At 61.9% G+C, this 14,516-nt stretch carries 16 protein-coding genes; 11 read left to right on the forward strand and 5 right to left on the reverse strand.

Features of this window, described 5'->3' with window-relative positions:
- Window positions 1-74 precede the first annotated feature (74 nt).
- Genes R6U53_RS07915 through R6U53_RS07945 form a run of 7 tightly spaced genes read left to right on the forward strand, consistent with a single transcriptional unit; the run spans window position 75 to window position 7,968 of the window.
- Window positions 75-2,771, forward strand: coding sequence for an ATPase, T2SS/T4P/T4SS family (locus tag R6U53_RS07915; protein ID WP_410321816.1), 2,697 nt, complete (start codon window positions 75-77; stop codon window positions 2,769-2,771).
- Window positions 2,768-4,783, forward strand: coding sequence for a type II secretion system F family protein (locus R6U53_RS07920; protein ID WP_410321817.1), 2,016 nt, complete (start codon window positions 2,768-2,770; stop codon window positions 4,781-4,783). Before R6U53_RS07915 ends, R6U53_RS07920 begins: the two co-directional genes overlap by 4 nt.
- Entirely contained in the window at window positions 4,780-5,286 is a 507-nt protein-coding gene (locus R6U53_RS07925) for a hypothetical protein (protein WP_410321818.1), read from the forward strand. The genes R6U53_RS07920 and R6U53_RS07925 overlap by 4 nt, the downstream gene beginning before the upstream one ends.
- 1 nt (window position 5,287) lies before the next feature.
- On the forward strand, window positions 5,288-5,878 hold the full coding sequence (locus R6U53_RS07930; protein ID WP_410321819.1) for a hypothetical protein: 591 nt from the start codon (window positions 5,288-5,290) through the stop codon (window positions 5,876-5,878).
- Window positions 5,866-6,759, forward strand: coding sequence for a hypothetical protein (locus R6U53_RS07935; RefSeq protein ID WP_410321820.1), 894 nt, complete (start codon window positions 5,866-5,868; stop codon window positions 6,757-6,759). Before R6U53_RS07930 ends, R6U53_RS07935 begins: the two co-directional genes overlap by 13 nt.
- On the forward strand, window positions 6,752-7,210 hold the full coding sequence (locus R6U53_RS07940) for a hypothetical protein (protein ID WP_410321821.1): 459 nt from the start codon (window positions 6,752-6,754) through the stop codon (window positions 7,208-7,210). The genes R6U53_RS07935 and R6U53_RS07940 overlap by 8 nt, the downstream gene beginning before the upstream one ends.
- On the forward strand, window positions 7,207-7,968 hold the full coding sequence (locus tag R6U53_RS07945) for a hypothetical protein (protein ID WP_410321822.1): 762 nt from the start codon (window positions 7,207-7,209) through the stop codon (window positions 7,966-7,968). Before R6U53_RS07940 ends, R6U53_RS07945 begins: the two co-directional genes overlap by 4 nt.
- 6 nt (window positions 7,969-7,974) lie before the next feature.
- On the opposite strand, the gene R6U53_RS07950 is transcribed toward R6U53_RS07945, so the two are convergent.
- Window positions 7,975-9,357 (reverse strand): hypothetical protein, encoded by a 1,383-nt coding sequence (locus R6U53_RS07950; protein WP_410321823.1) that lies wholly within the window; start codon window positions 9,355-9,357, stop codon window positions 7,975-7,977.
- 151 nt (window positions 9,358-9,508) lie between these two features.
- Here R6U53_RS07950 and R6U53_RS07955 point away from each other — a divergent pair, with 151 nt between their 5' ends.
- The gene (locus R6U53_RS07955; protein WP_410321824.1) at window positions 9,509-9,739 is read left to right on the forward strand and encodes a hypothetical protein; all 231 of its coding nucleotides are present in this window, start codon (window positions 9,509-9,511) and stop codon (window positions 9,737-9,739) included.
- Here R6U53_RS07955 and R6U53_RS07960 read toward each other — a convergent pair whose 3' ends face one another.
- Together R6U53_RS07960 and R6U53_RS07965 are read right to left on the reverse strand one after the other, a co-directional pair.
- Complete coding sequence (locus R6U53_RS07960) at window positions 9,740-10,075, reverse strand: hypothetical protein (protein WP_410321825.1); 336 nt, start codon at window positions 10,073-10,075, stop codon at window positions 9,740-9,742.
- Window positions 10,076-10,118: 43 nt separating this feature from the next.
- The gene (locus tag R6U53_RS07965) at window positions 10,119-10,685 is read right to left on the reverse strand and encodes a GNAT family N-acetyltransferase (protein WP_410321826.1); all 567 of its coding nucleotides are present in this window, start codon (window positions 10,683-10,685) and stop codon (window positions 10,119-10,121) included.
- 50 nt (window positions 10,686-10,735) lie between these two features.
- On the opposite strand from R6U53_RS07965, the gene R6U53_RS07970 reads away from it, so the two are divergent.
- Window positions 10,736-11,305: a class I SAM-dependent methyltransferase gene (locus R6U53_RS07970; protein WP_410321827.1), complete on the forward strand. Its 570-nt coding sequence runs from the start codon at window positions 10,736-10,738 to the stop codon at window positions 11,303-11,305.
- Here R6U53_RS07970 and R6U53_RS07975 read toward each other — a convergent pair.
- Both R6U53_RS07975 and R6U53_RS07980 read right to left on the reverse strand, forming a co-directional pair.
- Complete coding sequence (locus R6U53_RS07975; protein WP_410321828.1) at window positions 11,292-11,705, reverse strand: DUF3054 domain-containing protein; 414 nt, start codon at window positions 11,703-11,705, stop codon at window positions 11,292-11,294. The two genes, R6U53_RS07970 and R6U53_RS07975, sit on opposite strands and share 14 nt — an antisense overlap.
- 55 nt (window positions 11,706-11,760) lie before the next feature.
- Window positions 11,761-13,035, reverse strand: a complete 1,275-nt coding sequence (locus tag R6U53_RS07980; protein WP_410321829.1) for an MFS transporter — start codon at window positions 13,033-13,035, stop codon at window positions 11,761-11,763.
- Window positions 13,036-13,219: 184 nt separating this feature from the next.
- Between R6U53_RS07980 and R6U53_RS07985 the strand changes: the two genes are divergently transcribed.
- Complete coding sequence (locus R6U53_RS07985; protein WP_410321830.1) at window positions 13,220-13,480, forward strand: hypothetical protein; 261 nt, start codon at window positions 13,220-13,222, stop codon at window positions 13,478-13,480.
- A 37-nt stretch (window positions 13,481-13,517) separates the two neighbouring features.
- A complete protein-coding gene (locus R6U53_RS07990) occupies window positions 13,518-14,516 on the forward strand; it encodes an ornithine cyclodeaminase family protein (RefSeq protein ID WP_410321831.1) in 999 nt (332 codons plus the stop codon).

Genomic DNA, 14,516 nt, shown 5'->3' on the forward strand with positions numbered 1-14,516 from the left:
TCCCGTCTTTGGGACGACTCACGCCTCGATTCTGACGGAACCCTTTTTCAACGAGACGCCGAATGGCGGCTATAATGGCCACTCACGATTCGGACGAGGGAGCCGCCGGCGACTCGCCCCCGACGACCGGGGAGGAGTCGGCGTCCGAATCGAACGAAGACGCGTCCCCGAGCGGTACCGACGAGGAAGCCGACTTGGGACAGAAACGAACAACCGAGACGGCTCCCGAGGCCGATTCCGGCACCGATTCCGGCACCGACTCCAGAACCGATGCGGGGATCCGTGCCGATTCGAGCATGGGTGAAGATCCCGGTCCCGACGCTGATAGGGAGAGCGTGATCGGCTCCGAAACGCCCGCCCAAACCGGAGAAGGTGCGGACTCTGAAAGCGACCCTCTGCCACCAGTCACCGTCGGACGGTACGGGTGGGAGGACTTCAAGCGGGAGTTCTACTACGACGAAGAGGGGAATCCACCCGAGGACGAGTCATTCGACCCCGGGTCGTACCTCGGGTTCGACCCGGACGAAACCGACCCGCGTCTCGGAAGCGGCGCGATCGCAGCCGAGATACTCGAGGAGCTCAAAAACGAACGAACCGTCCGGGTCGATCCGGATCTCGACGAGGATGCCTTCTTTTCGAACGCCGACGGCACCACGACCGTCGTCACCAGATACGACCTCGAAAAGGTCGTCCCCGAAGAAAAAAAGGGACATTTCCGGGAGGTCGATCGCTACTGGGTCCACAAGCCTTACGCGTTCGTGATCATCTTTCACTCCGAAAAGGAGAACGAAAAAAAATACTACCTCGTTGAACCGTACCTCACCGACATCGAGTCTGACCTACGGGAATTTCTCGTCGGAAAGCTCAAGACCGCGATCAAGTATTCGGACGATGAAGTCGTTGTCCAGGGTGGTTCCGACGCCAGAGCGGCGGTCATCGAGAGCGAAACACACACACTCCTCGAACGGTACGGACTCTACGCGGTTGGGGCGCGCCCCGAATCGGATGGATTGCTCGATTCGGTCCGCGAACTCGTCGGATTCGGTCGCGAAGAGGACATCGAGGACGACGGCCCTCGGGACTTGCAGGGTATCTCCGTCCGCCCCGAACCCGCGCTCATCGAGGAGGATTCCCCGACGCTCACCGAACACCAAATCGAGAAGCTGTTTTATTTCCTCAAGCGCGATTTCGTCGGGTTCGAGCGCATCGACGGTATCAAACACGACATCAACATCGAAGATATCTCCTGCGATGGGTACAACTCGCCGGTGTTCGTCTACCACTCCGAATACGAACAGATCATATCGAACGTCTATCACGGCGAGGGCGAACTCGACGAGTTCGTGGTCAAACTCGCACAGCGCTCCGGAAAGGGTATCTCGAAACGGAGTCCACAGGTCGATGCGACGCTTCCGGACGGTTCTCGGGCGCAACTCACGCTCGGTCGCGAGGTCTCCGACCACGGGACGAACTACACGATCCGCCAGTTCAAAGACGTCCCGTTCACCCCGGTCGATCTGATCAACTGGAACACCTTCTCGCTCGACGAGATGGCTTTTTTGTGGCTCTGCATCGAAAACCAAAAATCGGTCGTCTTCGCCGGCGGGACGGCGTCCGGGAAGACCACATCGCTGAACGCGGTGTCACTGTTTATCCCGAGCAAAGCCAAGATCGTTTCCATCGAGGACACGCGGGAGGTCGAACTCCCCCAGCGAAACTGGATCGCGAGCGTCACTCGGCCTTCGTTCAGCGACGACGACAAAGGCGACGTCGACGAGTTCGACCTCCTCGAAGCCGCACTGCGACAGCGCCCCGAGTACATCGTTATGGGCGAGATCCGTGGCGAAGAGGGACGGACGCTCTTTCAGGTCATGTCCACGGGCCACACGACGTTGACGACCTTCCACGCCGACTCCGTCGGCGAGGTAATAAAACGGTTCACGACCGAACCAATCAACGTTTCCAAGACGATGTTCACCGCCTTGGACCTCGTCTCCATTCAGACGCAAACCCGCGTCCGAGATCACAAGGTAAGACGGAACAAATCGCTTACCGAGATCAACCACTACGACCCCGAAAACGACGAGATCAACGTACAGGACGTCTACCAGTGGCAGGCGGAAACCGACGAGTACCTCCAGATGGGACAATCGAACACCCTCGATGGGATCGCCTTCGATCGGGGGTGGCGCCGCGACCGACTCGAAAGCGAGTTGCTCGCTCGTGAGATCGTTCTCGCATACCTCATCCACGAGGGATTGAATACCTACACGCAGGTCGCGGCGACGTTACAGGCGTTCCTAAACGATCCGGAGACGATATTGACGCTCATCGCAAACGACGATCTGGAACGCTCTCTCGAGGACCTTCGGGAGATGGAGTCCGTCGAGATCGATATCGATCCTGACAAGGAGGCGATGGTGCCGCGTCCGGATGCGAGCGACGAGATGCTCGAAGAGACCGAAAAGGTTCTCGAAAAGGCCGACCCGGTCCTCGAGGAGTATCGCGGCACTGAAACTGGAATCGATATAACCGAGGCGCTCGACCTCGGCGCGGTGGACGATCTAGAGGTGATGGGAGGCGCAAGCGGTGGTTCGGCCGAAAGCGGTGTCGGCGCGGCTGTCGGCAATGATACCGACGTCGATGACGAGGACGCGTTCGAATTTCGATCGGCGATCGACCTGGAGTCCGACGCCGCGTCCGATCCCGAACCGGACCTTCCGAACCTCGACGACCTCCGGCCCGATGGGGATGACGAGCAAGACCCATGAGCGTTGGATCCGCGCCGCGGTCGATCGGGATGGAAACACTCGCCGACGCGTGTTATCCGCTCGCTCGCCGGTTCTTCGCCGACGATAGCGATTTCGTCGGCAATCTCGAACGAAAGCTCGCGGAGGCCCGCATCGCCCAGACCGTCGAGTTGTATCTCTCGAAATCACTCGCTGTCGGCCTCATTGTAGGTGGATCCCTGTGGACCCTCGGGACGCTTCTCGGGTGGTTTCTCGTCACGTTCGTCATCAGCGAGCCTCCGATCCTCCTCGGGTTGCCGTTTCCGGAGCCGTACCTCTCGACGATCAACGCGTTGAAACTCCCGTTTCTGATCGTGTTTTCGGGACTCGTGTTCGGTTCGATCGGGTTCGGGATCGGATTCGGCGGAATGGTTGCCAAGCCGTACCTCGACGCCGACGCCAGAAAGCGCGAGATCAACGTGTTGCTCTCGGACTCGGTTTCGTTCATGTATGCGCTATCGGTCGGCGGACTCAACCAACTCGAGATTCTACAGGCGATGGCGCGCGCCGACGACACTTACGGCGAGGTCGCAAAAGAGTTTCAGTCGATCGTCCTCGAAACCGAGTACTTCGACACGGACTACCGAACGGCCGTCCGGAACCAGGCGATGCAGACGCCATCGGAGGAGTTGAGCCAGTTCCTCACGGACATGCTCTCGATCATCAACTCCGGCGGCGACATGGAGCGGTTCCTCGAAGATCAAAAGGAAAAGCACATGCGGACCTCGAAGCAGGAACAGGAGGTCGTCCTCGAGACCCTCGAACTCTTCGGGGAGATGTACATGACCCTGTCGCTGTTTCCGCTGCTTCTCATCATCATCCTGGTCATCATGTCGATGCTCGGTGAGGCTCAGGATATGTTGCTATACGGCACGGTTTACGGGCTCATCCCCCTCATTGGAGTCGGCTTTCTGGTGCTCGTTTCGACGGTCGTCGCAGACGAGGTCGGCGACGGCTATCTCCGAAGTGACGACGGTGCTCCGGACGAGGGATCCGGAGGTGTGTTCTCATTGGGGCTCATCGAGGCGTACACGGGTCGGTACTCGATATTCGACCGGATCAAAGCCCGCGAAGGCACGTACGTCACGGGCGAAATCCTCAAACGGCCGGACCTGTTCTTCCGGGATCACCCGCTAGCGGTGCTTGCGATCACGCTCCCGCCGTCGATCATGCTCGTCGCCGTCTCGGTCAGTTCAGGTGCGGCCCCGACGACGGTACAGGGGATGATCGACGAGCCGATCCTCGGGACGTTCCTGTGGATCTACCTCCCGCTGTATCTCAATCTCGTCCCGCTCACGGTGTTCTACGAGTGGAACGTGCGATCGCGCCGGACGATCACGAACAACCTCTCGGACAATCTCCGGAAGCTCTCCAGCGCCAACGACACCGGGATGACGATCCTCGAATCGCTGAAGGTCGTCGCGGATACCTCCTCGGGTCGCCTCGCGAACGAGTTCCGGACGATGTACGCGAAGGTGAACTACGGGACGAGCCTTCGGACGGCGCTTCGGGAGTTCAACAACTCCTATCACATCCCCCGACTCGCCCGGACGGTCAAGCTCATCTCGAAGGCTCAGGAGGCGTCGAGTCAGATCACGCAGGTTCTCTCGACGGCGGCACAGGCCTCCGAGAATCAAGACGATATCGAACGCGACCGGAAATCCCGAGCCCGGATGCAGATGGTCATCATCATCATGACCTACGTCACGTTGCTTGGCGTGATGGCGCTGTTGAAGGTCGAGTTCCTCGATACGATGGCCGCCCTCGTCGACAGCACTGGCGGAGACGGGGGTGGCACACCGGGGGCGGGCGACGGATTCGGCGGGGGTCTCGACGTCGACGAGTTGACGATGTTGTTCTTTCACGCGGTCACGCTGCAGGGCATCATCTCGGGCGTCATCGCCGGTTACATTCGCGAGGTAAGCATATTGGCCAGCCTGAAGTTCGTCGTCGTGTTGCCGACGCTCGCGCTGGTGGTGTTCATGTTTATATGATCAGCACGACGCGCGGACAGACGACGCTCGATTTCGCGGTCGGCACGGGAGTATTCCTCCTCGCTGTGCTCTTCGTCGTCACGTACGCACCGACGATGTTCGACCCCTTCGCGGGCGGGTCTGGGACGGAACTCATCGTCGCGGACCGCGCGGCGACGACGCTGTCGAGCGATCTGCTCGCGGCTTCGACGAGCGATCCCGGAATTCTCTCTGCGGGATGTGTCGCCGAATTCTTCGAGGTAGATGCCGACGAGGCGACCTGCGAGGCGGGAGCCAGTTTCACGGATTTCGACGGGGCGCTATCGCTCGACGGTCGGAGTGCCGACGTGACGATCCACGACCTCAGCGCGTCGGCTTCGGATCCCGCCGATCCAGACTGGACCGACGGCGGCGACGAGCTACACCGTTCGAGCGATGGCTCGACCCCGACCGATATCGCCGTCGCTACGCGTACCGTCTCCATCGACGACCAACAGTATCGGCTGACGGTTCGGGTGTGGTAGCATGCGAGGACAGGCGCATACTGTCGAGGCGTTCGCCGCTGCCGTATTGATTATCGGGGGGCTGATTTTTGCGACACAAGCGACCGCCGTGACACCGCTATCGGCGAGCACTTCGAACCAACACATCGAAAACCAACAGAAGGCCTCGATCGAGGGGTTGCTTTCCACGGCCGCGAGGGACGGCAGTTTGGCGGAGGCACTCCTGTACTGGGACGCCGAAAACGAGACGTTCTTCGACACACCGGATCCAGGAACCTACTCGGAGGGACCGCCGAACGAGTTCGGCGAGGCGCTGAACAGTCTCCTCTCGGACCGTCGGATCGCTTTCAACGTCCGCGTTCGATACCCGACCGACGATGGCGGGATCGACGTCGAGGAAATGGTTCACATGGGCGAACCGAGCGCGAACGCGGTTTCAGCGACTCGGACATTCGGACTCTATGACGGCTCATCGCTGTCGGCTCCCGACGACGATCGAACGCTCGAAGACGTTCGGAACGACTCTAATAGCGAATTTTACGCCCCCGAAACCGGTACCGACAGTCGTCTCTACACCGTCGTGGAGGTGGAGGTGATCGCGTGGCGAAAGTGAATCGCGGACGAAACGGTCGCGGATCGGACGACCGTGGACAGATGCTGCTCGTCGCGGGGATCGCTCTCGCGATCCTGTTCGTCGCATTGGCGTTGCTCGTCAACGCGGCGATCTACACCGACAACGTCGCAACTCGCGGCGGGGATTCAGCCGGCGAAGCGCTCGAGTATCAAGCCGGCGTCGTCGGTTCGGTGGGGGAGTTGATCGAGGGCGAGAACGCCAACGGGAACGGTGTCGACGCGGACTCCATCGACTCGAACGTCTCAAACGGAACCGCGACCATCGATGAGACCAACCGGCGATACCACCTCAGGCGCGCGGCGGTGACGAACACGTCGATCGTCTCCGGAAGCAGAGAGGACGGGCTTTTGATCAGCGAAACGGATTCCGCGGACTTCAGCGACTGGAGCGCCAACGCGAGCGCGGTCCGGGCCTTCACGATCGACCTCGACACGAACAACATGACCGACGGTTCGCCGTTCGTACTCGATCTGAACGGGACTACGCTCGACGTGACGCTGAACGAGACCGATGGTGTCGAGTACATTACCGTGAGCGGTGGAACGGAGAACATCGAGTGCAATAGGGAGGTTCCGGCCGACAACACGGTCCGATTCGACGTGACTGCCCAGCGGCTCGGCGGTGGTGTTTGTTCGTTTGGGTGGCCGGACCTCGATAGCGACAGCGAAATCGGTATACTCGATGGCATCAACGGCGGCGGATCGTACGAGCTGACCGTCGACTCCTCCGATGACACGACTGGACTACCGGCCGACTCCTGGACCGCGATCTACAGCGTTGATCTCGATATCCGCGTAGACACGGCGAAACTGAGCTACGAACGAACCGTCCGAATCGCGCCGGGTGAACCCGATGTATAGCGACGATCGAGCCGTCTCGATAACGGTCGGCTACGTGTTGAACCTCGCCGTCGCGTCGATTTTGATCTCCGGGCTGCTCGTCGCCGGTGGCGGGCTCATCGAGAGCCAAACGAAACAGGTGACCGCGGACGAGCTGGCGGTCGCCGGCCAACAGCTCGCCGAGGAGCTTTCGAGCGCCGATAGGCTCGCCCGCGCGGGCGAGTCGGCGGTGCCGTCGGAGCTCTCACTCGAGAGCGACCTCCCGGCTCGAACCGCTTCCGGTGGCTACAGCATCGAGATCGAACACGCCGATAGCGAGGGGACGATCGAACTTCGGAGTGCGAGTCCGGAGGTCTCCGTAGTGATTCCGTTTCGAAGCGAGACGGACGTCGAGAGCGTAGCCGTCGACGGCGGGCCGGTGTGGATCGAGTTCGAGTACACGAGCGAGCAGCTAGTGGTGGAATCGACATGAGTGGACGGAGCGGCCGATTTAGCACGACCGACCGCGGCGTGAGCGACGTGGTCGGTTACGTCCTCGTTTTCTCGCTCATCGTCGCCACCGTCGGGGTGGTGACGGTGGCCGGCTTCGGAACGATAGACGACAGACAGGCCGCCGAACGGATCAACAACGTCGAACGAGCCTTCGACGTCTTCGCGGCGAACGTCGAGACCGTCTACCGGGACGACGCACCGAGTCGGGCAACGGAGATGCGATTGGCCGGTGGATCGCTCGGAGTCGGCGAACCTGTCGTCATCACGGTCGCAGATGCGGACGATCCGACGGTGAACGTGACGGCGTCACCTCGTCCGCTGATCTACGAGGACGGCGACACAGAAATCGTCTACACTGCGGGGGCGATGCTCCGATCTGAGGGGGACTCGTCTGTGATGCTCCACGAACCGCCGTTCAGGACGGATACACCGACAGCGTCGTTTCCGATCGTCGACACGTTCCAGTCGTCGGGGGTGACGTCCGTCTCCACTGACGGGACGATTCGCGTTAGGAGCACCGCCAGAGGAGTCAACACGACCACCCCGTCGTCGTTTGATACGTCGGGGACCTACACCGTCACCGTCGAGTCGCGGCGAAGCGACGCGTGGGCACGGTACTTCGAGTCTCAATCGAGCGTAACCGTTCTCGAACACGAGGCCGATCGCGTCGTCGCCGAAGTTAGCACCGACGGAGTCGCAGCGCCTCGGTTCCCGGTTCGGCTGCGATTCTCCCGGTGACCCGGTTCACCCGATTTCGACCTCGATGCCGTTCTCGGAGACGTGAAGGTACGTGAGTGGACGGTCACCGCCGCCGATCTGATACCCCTCGAGGTCCGGGTCGGGCTGGAAGTCGAACTTGTCGATATTCCCGTTGAGGTCCATATCTTCGGCGACGAGCGCCCCGGTGTACGAGATGGCAGGCGAACCGTTGAACTCCATGTCCGCCTTCGGCGCGTAGATGATGCCCGTGTACTCGGAGTTCCCGTCGAATCTGACTGATCCCTCGGAGTGAACGAGGGAGATGAGTTGTGTTGCATTTCCTCCGTCGTTCACCGCCGAATCGACCGTGAGTTCGCCGCGAACGTACAGTGTGACGTTGCCGTCGCCCGCGATCGTGATGTCGTTAAGTTCGAGGTCTCCGTCGGTTACGACCGTAACGTCGCCGCCGTCCGTGTCGAACGTTTTTCCGTCGAGTATGGTCGTTTCGGAGGCGTTGTACGTCCCAGCAGTGAACGGGTCGCCTGTTCCCGGCGGGGCATCACATCCGTCGGTGGCGCACGATTCGAGTTTTGCATCGACCTCGGGGCTGATCGAGGATGCGACGGTGCCTTCGGTCCATCCATCGGGAATGCCGCTACCGCCGTTCGGATTGATCGTCTTGGCCATCACCGGTTCCTCGCCACCGATGCTGAACGGCACGGTCAGATCGACGGTGACCGTATCGTCGTTACCGCACGACTCCGCGATTGCCCCCTGGGATCGTTCGGTGAAAAACGACTCCCAGCCCGCACAGTAGCGGCTCTCGATCTCGACGAGAACAGTGCCCTTCTCCAGCGGGTTGGATCTGGTTTCGTCGCCCTCGATCGGATACCAGTCGGTCGATTCGCCGGTCGATCGAACCGTTCCCCCCACGCTGCCGCTCGAGTTGCCTTCGCCGGAAACGGTCATGATCGGAAACGTGAGCGTCTCGAACTGATAATGGTACTCCGGCGGTGAGATCATCCAACTCGACCCGCCGCGACGCTGCCAGACGCCGCCGCCCTGATAGGCGACCTCGGTGTCACCGTTCTCGTAAACGACCGCACCGAGGGACGTACTGTCGAGTTCGGTTTTTGATCCATTCTGTTCCACGTACAGCGCCACCTGCCCGGTGTTCGATTGGACCTCGACCTCCCCTTCGGAAGCTCGCCCCAGCGAGAACCGCTGATCCCCGGACTCCCCCAATCCGACGAGACTCGCCTTCGAACTGAAACTCGCCATGGAGTTCTCCATTTGCGACCGTTCGGCGTCGGCGCGCGTATCGCCGATCACGGTTCCACCGACCGCGAACAGCGCTGTCACCGAGGCTATCGTCATTCCGAGGATGAGGATGACTCCGATCGGACTCGAGACGGCGCGATCTCTCATTCGGAAACGGTTCACTCGCTTCCGTAATCAACATCAGCTTGCACTCAGCTCTCGAAACGGGAGATCGCCGGGGGCCATCACAGTGGAGCAGTTAAACGAAACCACTTATAAGCCCGCGAGATTGAAGGGGGAGGCCCCCGCTTGGTCGGGTATGGACATCGATACAGACGAACTGTTGGCGTCGCTGACGCCCCGCGAGGAGAACTCGGCGATCAAGACTTACCAGAACACCGTCTCGGTCGCCTGTCCGGCGTGTGAGAAACCGTTCGACGACCTCGTCGTCTGCAAACAGAATCCCACGAGCCTCAACCTCTCGAAGCAACTCGATCTCTGCGTCGGCGTCGAGGACGGCCAGGCGTTCATATTCACGCACAAACCCTGATCAGCCGTCCTCAGGTGGTTCAGAATCCGATGTCGCCCACGGTCCGATCCCCAAGATCCGGCCGACGAGCCACCCGGTCAAAAGCGGCGTGACGATCACCAGTCCGAGGAGGCCGACGTACCGGGTTGGCGGCGGCTGCAACGCCAGATACAACAGGTACACCGACCCGACGAACGGCCACGTCGCGGAGATGAACGACCGGACGGATCCGAGCATATCGGTCACTCCCGGCGGGTCGACCTGAACGTTCCGAAGCGGACTCGCGAGCCGAGTCGCCATCGTTACCTGCGCGTCACAGTCCGGACACATCGCCCGATAACGCGCCCTCTCGCCCATGCGCGATGCTATGCGGAGGCACAGAAAAATCGATGGGTGCCTCTCAGCGACGCATCCGCGGTGGCGCCCGCCCTCGCTTCGCGCCGAGAAACGTCCGCTCCTCCGGCGAGAGATCGCGCGCTCGATACTCGTCGAATCCGGCTTGATACGTCTCCGTCGAGCGGTCGTCCGGCACCCGTTGGGCCGGGCGTTCGAGCACGAGTTCGGCGATGCCCGTCGTTTCGCCCGTAAACGAGAACCCGGCCCGGTAGAGCGCCTCGTAGGCGAACGGGTTGTTCACCGCGATCCGAACTCGGTCGTACCCTCGCGCTGCTGCCCGATCGACGACGAATCGGCAGAGGTCCGGTCCGAGGCCCTCACCGCGTCGATCCTCCCTGACCGTGACGTAGCGGAGCCAAAGCGTTCCGGGGTCGGTTCGGTCGGCGTTGAACGCGACGGCGGCGAGCACGTCGTCGTCGAACTCGCTCCCGATCGTCCCCGATCGCTTGGGATCGCGGATAACCGCCTTTCCGGTGTTCGACATGACGAACTTCCCCGCGTAGCTAAATCGGCGGTAGTCGAGTCGGAGCATCGGGCTGTCCGATGGCCACCCGAGAAGGACGGGGTCCATATCGAGAGATGGGGGGCAACGGTGTTATGTTCGGCGCTCGAACCTCGCTCATGCGTTGGGATGTGCGAGCGTTCGATCTGTTCGCGCCGCTGTACGATCTGTTCATGCCTCCGGCGGACGAGGCGGAGATCCGAAAGGGGTTTTTCCTCGCCGACAGGGACGTCGAGCGGATCGTCGAAATCGGCGGCGGATCCGGGCGAGTCGCGAGGACGGTCGATGCGACGGTCGTCGATCCGGCAGCCGGAATGTTGCGACGTGCCCGACGGAGGGGACTCGAAACGGTTCGAGCGAGCGCGACCGATCTGCCCCACCCTGACGGCTCCATCGACGCCGTTCTCGTCGTCGATGCATTCCACCATTTCCCCGAACAGCGGCGGTGTCTCGAGGAGATTGCCCGCGTGCTCGCCCCCGGCGGCGTGCTCATCGTCCGCGAGTTCGACCGCGGCACGCGGCTCGGTCGAGCGCTGGTCGCCGCCGAGAGGCTCGTCTGGTTCGATTCGACTTTTTATACTGCCGAGGAACTGGAAGACGCGATCGAAGCGGTCGGTCTCGACGTCAGACCGATCGACTACGGCTTCGAGATGACGATTGCGGGCCTCAAGCCCTCTACCGGAGTTTGAAATAGAGGAACCGCCAGACCGACAGAGCGAACGCCCCACCGACGAGCATCACGATCACGAACACCACCTCGACGCCACGGTCGGGGAGCGCGAACTGACGGATCAGGAGGCCGACGATTGCGGCGGGAATCCACGATCTGATCGCGAGCGGGATCGAGGAGTTCGGCGCTGAACCACCACCCGGCGAGTACGCACCGACGAGCGGCGCACAGAGCACCCATCCGAGAATGAATGGGCCGGCCGCGAGGAGATAGATCGTCGGATCGGCGCTCAGCTGTTCGACGGTCCAATGTTCGAGCGTTCCGACGAGGAGGAACAGTAATAGGGCGACGAGATCACCGACCGCGATCGGCCAGGTGCTCGCGTCGAGACGCTGTTCGAGGAACGACTGATCTGCCATACCGTCCGTTCGACGGCGCCCTTTCAAATCCTTGCGGATTCGATCACGCGTGGGATCACCCACCGTCGAGGTCGGCTCCCGGCGGCGGGCGGAGAACGAGCGCTGCCAATCCGGCCGCGAGTGCCAAGACGGCACCGAGCGTGAACGTCGGAATCCAGCCGAACGCCGCGACGAGGAATCCGACGACCGTGCCCGCGAAGACGCCGCCGCCGACCTTCGCAGTGTAGAGTACCGCGTAGTTACTCGAGGAGTGTTCGGCCCCGTAGTAGTCCGCGATGACGGACGGGAAGTAGACGTATAGCGGCGAGGAAAAGAACATCGCGCCGACGACCATCGCGACGAAGGCGATCGAGGCACCGGCCGTACCGGCTCCGATCAGCCCGAACCGGAAGAGTCCGGCGAGGACGAAAGATCCGGTCATCACGTGGATACGGTCGAACCGATCTGAGGCCTCGCCGAGTATCATTCGCGAGACGCCCGCGGAGAGGGGGAGCAGAGTGGCCGCAGCGGTCGCGACGATCGCCGCAAGACCGAGGTGTTCGGCGAACCGGACGACGTTCGCGATGACGATGAGGTCCGCGGCGGCGGTCGCGACGAACATCGCATACAGGAGCCAGAACTGCCACGTCTTCAGCATCTCCTTCGTCGTGTAAGCTCGTCCGCGGAGCGAGGCGGCGAGTTCGCGTCCTCCCACCTCGTCCTTCTCGTCGTACCCGAGCCAATCGTCGGGGGGATCACGAAGCAATACAGCCCCCACGAGCAACACGAGGAGGATCCCGCCCCCGACGTTTCTGAGTACGTCGGCGTACCCTACGACGGTGGCGTTCGCCCGAACGTACGGGACGACGAGCGCGCTTCCGCCCGCAAAGGCCATCGTCCCGATTCCGGTCGTGAGTCCCGTCCGATCGGGAAACCACTTGACGGCAGTGTTAACGGCGACGGTATAAATAATCCCGACGCCGATCGCACCGAGCGAGTAGAGGACGTACAGTTGCCAGACCGCCGTCGCGTACGCCAACCCGATGTAGCCGCCGCCAGCGAGAATCGCGGCGAGATAGGTGAGTTTCCGAGGGCCGCGCCGATCGCGCCACCAGCCGGCGGGGAGCTGCGATAGGGATTGGAAGACGACATAAAAAGAGAAGACGGCTCCGAGCGCCGGCAGTCCGATGTCGAGACTCTCGGCCAACGGTCCCTCGATCGAGGACCAGACGTACTGATACGGGCTAACGGCGGCCATCATCGCTGCCGCAGCGGCGATCTGCCACCACCGCGAGAATCCGAGGACACTCTTGGCCCGTTCGGCGTATTCGACGCCCGCCTTCTCACTCATCGGAAACGGCTTCTCGCCGGGGGGTGGTTAAACTGGTTGTCGGTGCGTCGTCGGAGATATCATCCCATAAGTTATGAGTATATAATCCGGTGGCTACTTGTAATCGAAGATAATCTATTCAGTGAAGTATCAATACGCCATGGAAAATTTTTATGTGAGTATCGGTCCCATTTACGGTCGTATTATGACTGACTACTACGACATCGTCTTGGGACTCATCCCCGTGTCGCTCGCCGGCTTGACCGCCCTGCTCGTGTCCGCCGGAATGTCGTTATCAGTCTCCATCCCGCTGGCCTCGACCGTGACGCTCGGACTGATCGGCCACGCGATGTTCATCAACGGCCCAAGCGTCCCACAGACCAGTCCCGAGACTGGCTCCGAGATACCGACAGACTCGGCGGAATCGAAGCGAAACACCAAGGCGAATCGTTTTTCCGCCGAGTAGCCGGAGCGACTATACCGGACGGCGACGAACCGCGAACATGACCGACGTTCTGTTCCTTCGGAGCGACGAGCTCTCAGGACTCGCGACGCCTGCGGAGTACGTCTCGGCCGTCAGATCCGGATACGAGAGCCACGGAAACGACGGACGCGCGGAGCCGCGAACGAAACTCGTATCGGAGGATCCGCCGGGGATGTGTACCGGCTATCTCGCCATCCTCCCCGAGCTCGGGGCGATGGGCGGATACACGTACGCCGCCGGCTTCGGCGACGAAGACGCCCACTTCGCGTTGCCGCTATTCGACGCTGAGTCCGGACGTCTGCTCACGTTGTTGGACGGGGCATCGATGAACCCGTTCAAAACCGGCGCTACAGGTGCACTCGCGGCCGACGAGTTGGCGCGCGACGACGCGACGACGTGTGCGGTCATCGGTTCCGGCGCGCAGGCGCGCGGCCAACTCCGAGCGACCGCGACGGTTCGTGAGTTCGAGGACGTGCGCGTCTTCTCTCCGACGGCTGCAAGCAGGGATGCGTTCGCGGAGGAGTTCGACGAACGACTCTCAGCTGACGTGACGCCGGCAGCGAGCGCAGCCGCGGCCGTCGAGGATGCAGACGTCGTTATCACGGCGACGACCGCGACGGATCCGGTCGTCCGCAACGCCGATCTCCCGGACGGCGTCCACATCACCGCGATGGGCCAATACGATCGCCGAAAGCGAGAACTCGACGCCGATACGATCGCCCGGGCCACGTACGTTCCCGATCTCCGCGATCGGGCGTTTCAGGACGCCGGGGCCTTCCTCGCGGCACTGGATGCCGGCGTGGTCGACGAGGATCACATCCACGCCGAACTCGGCGAGATAGTCGCCGGGCACGAACCCGGACGGACCGCCGCCGACGAAGTCACCGTCTTCGACAGCGGCGGGACCGGCATCGAAACGGTCGCCTCTGCGTGGATGCTCTACGATCGCGCAAAAGAGCGGGGCTTGGGCGAAACGATCGAATTCGCACCCGCCAGCGAGGCGCTGACAGGCGAGTAG

The organism is Natronomonas sp. (genome assembly GCF_046483325.1).
GTDB lineage: Archaea > Halobacteriota > Halobacteria > Halobacteriales > Haloarculaceae > Natronomonas.

What these genes read in the sequence shown, in the direction of transcription:
- R6U53_RS07915 (WP_410321816.1), top strand. Translation starts at nt 75, where the DNA reads ATGGCCACTCACGATTCGGACGAGGGAGCCGCCGGCGACTCGCCCCCG.
- R6U53_RS07920 (WP_410321817.1), top strand. Translation starts at nt 2,768, where the DNA reads ATGAGCGTTGGATCCGCGCCGCGGTCGATCGGGATGGAAACACTCGCC.
- R6U53_RS07925 (WP_410321818.1), top strand. Translation starts at nt 4,780, where the DNA reads ATGATCAGCACGACGCGCGGACAGACGACGCTCGATTTCGCGGTCGGC.
- R6U53_RS07930 (WP_410321819.1), top strand. Translation starts at nt 5,288, where the DNA reads ATGCGAGGACAGGCGCATACTGTCGAGGCGTTCGCCGCTGCCGTATTG.
- R6U53_RS07940 (WP_410321821.1), top strand. Translation starts at nt 6,752, where the DNA reads ATGTATAGCGACGATCGAGCCGTCTCGATAACGGTCGGCTACGTGTTG.
- R6U53_RS07945 (WP_410321822.1), top strand. Translation starts at nt 7,207, where the DNA reads ATGAGTGGACGGAGCGGCCGATTTAGCACGACCGACCGCGGCGTGAGC.
- R6U53_RS07950 (WP_410321823.1), bottom strand. Translation starts at nt 9,357, where the DNA reads ATGAGAGATCGCGCCGTCTCGAGTCCGATCGGAGTCATCCTCATCCTC.
- R6U53_RS07955 (WP_410321824.1), top strand. Translation starts at nt 9,509, where the DNA reads ATGGACATCGATACAGACGAACTGTTGGCGTCGCTGACGCCCCGCGAG.
- R6U53_RS07960 (WP_410321825.1), bottom strand. Translation starts at nt 10,075, where the DNA reads ATGGGCGAGAGGGCGCGTTATCGGGCGATGTGTCCGGACTGTGACGCG.
- R6U53_RS07965 (WP_410321826.1), bottom strand. Translation starts at nt 10,685, where the DNA reads ATGGACCCCGTCCTTCTCGGGTGGCCATCGGACAGCCCGATGCTCCGA.
- R6U53_RS07970 (WP_410321827.1), top strand. Translation starts at nt 10,736, where the DNA reads ATGCGTTGGGATGTGCGAGCGTTCGATCTGTTCGCGCCGCTGTACGAT.
- R6U53_RS07975 (WP_410321828.1), bottom strand. Translation starts at nt 11,705, where the DNA reads ATGGCAGATCAGTCGTTCCTCGAACAGCGTCTCGACGCGAGCACCTGG.
- R6U53_RS07980 (WP_410321829.1), bottom strand. Translation starts at nt 13,035, where the DNA reads ATGAGTGAGAAGGCGGGCGTCGAATACGCCGAACGGGCCAAGAGTGTC.
- R6U53_RS07985 (WP_410321830.1), top strand. Translation starts at nt 13,220, where the DNA reads ATGACTGACTACTACGACATCGTCTTGGGACTCATCCCCGTGTCGCTC.
- R6U53_RS07990 (WP_410321831.1), top strand. Translation starts at nt 13,518, where the DNA reads ATGACCGACGTTCTGTTCCTTCGGAGCGACGAGCTCTCAGGACTCGCG.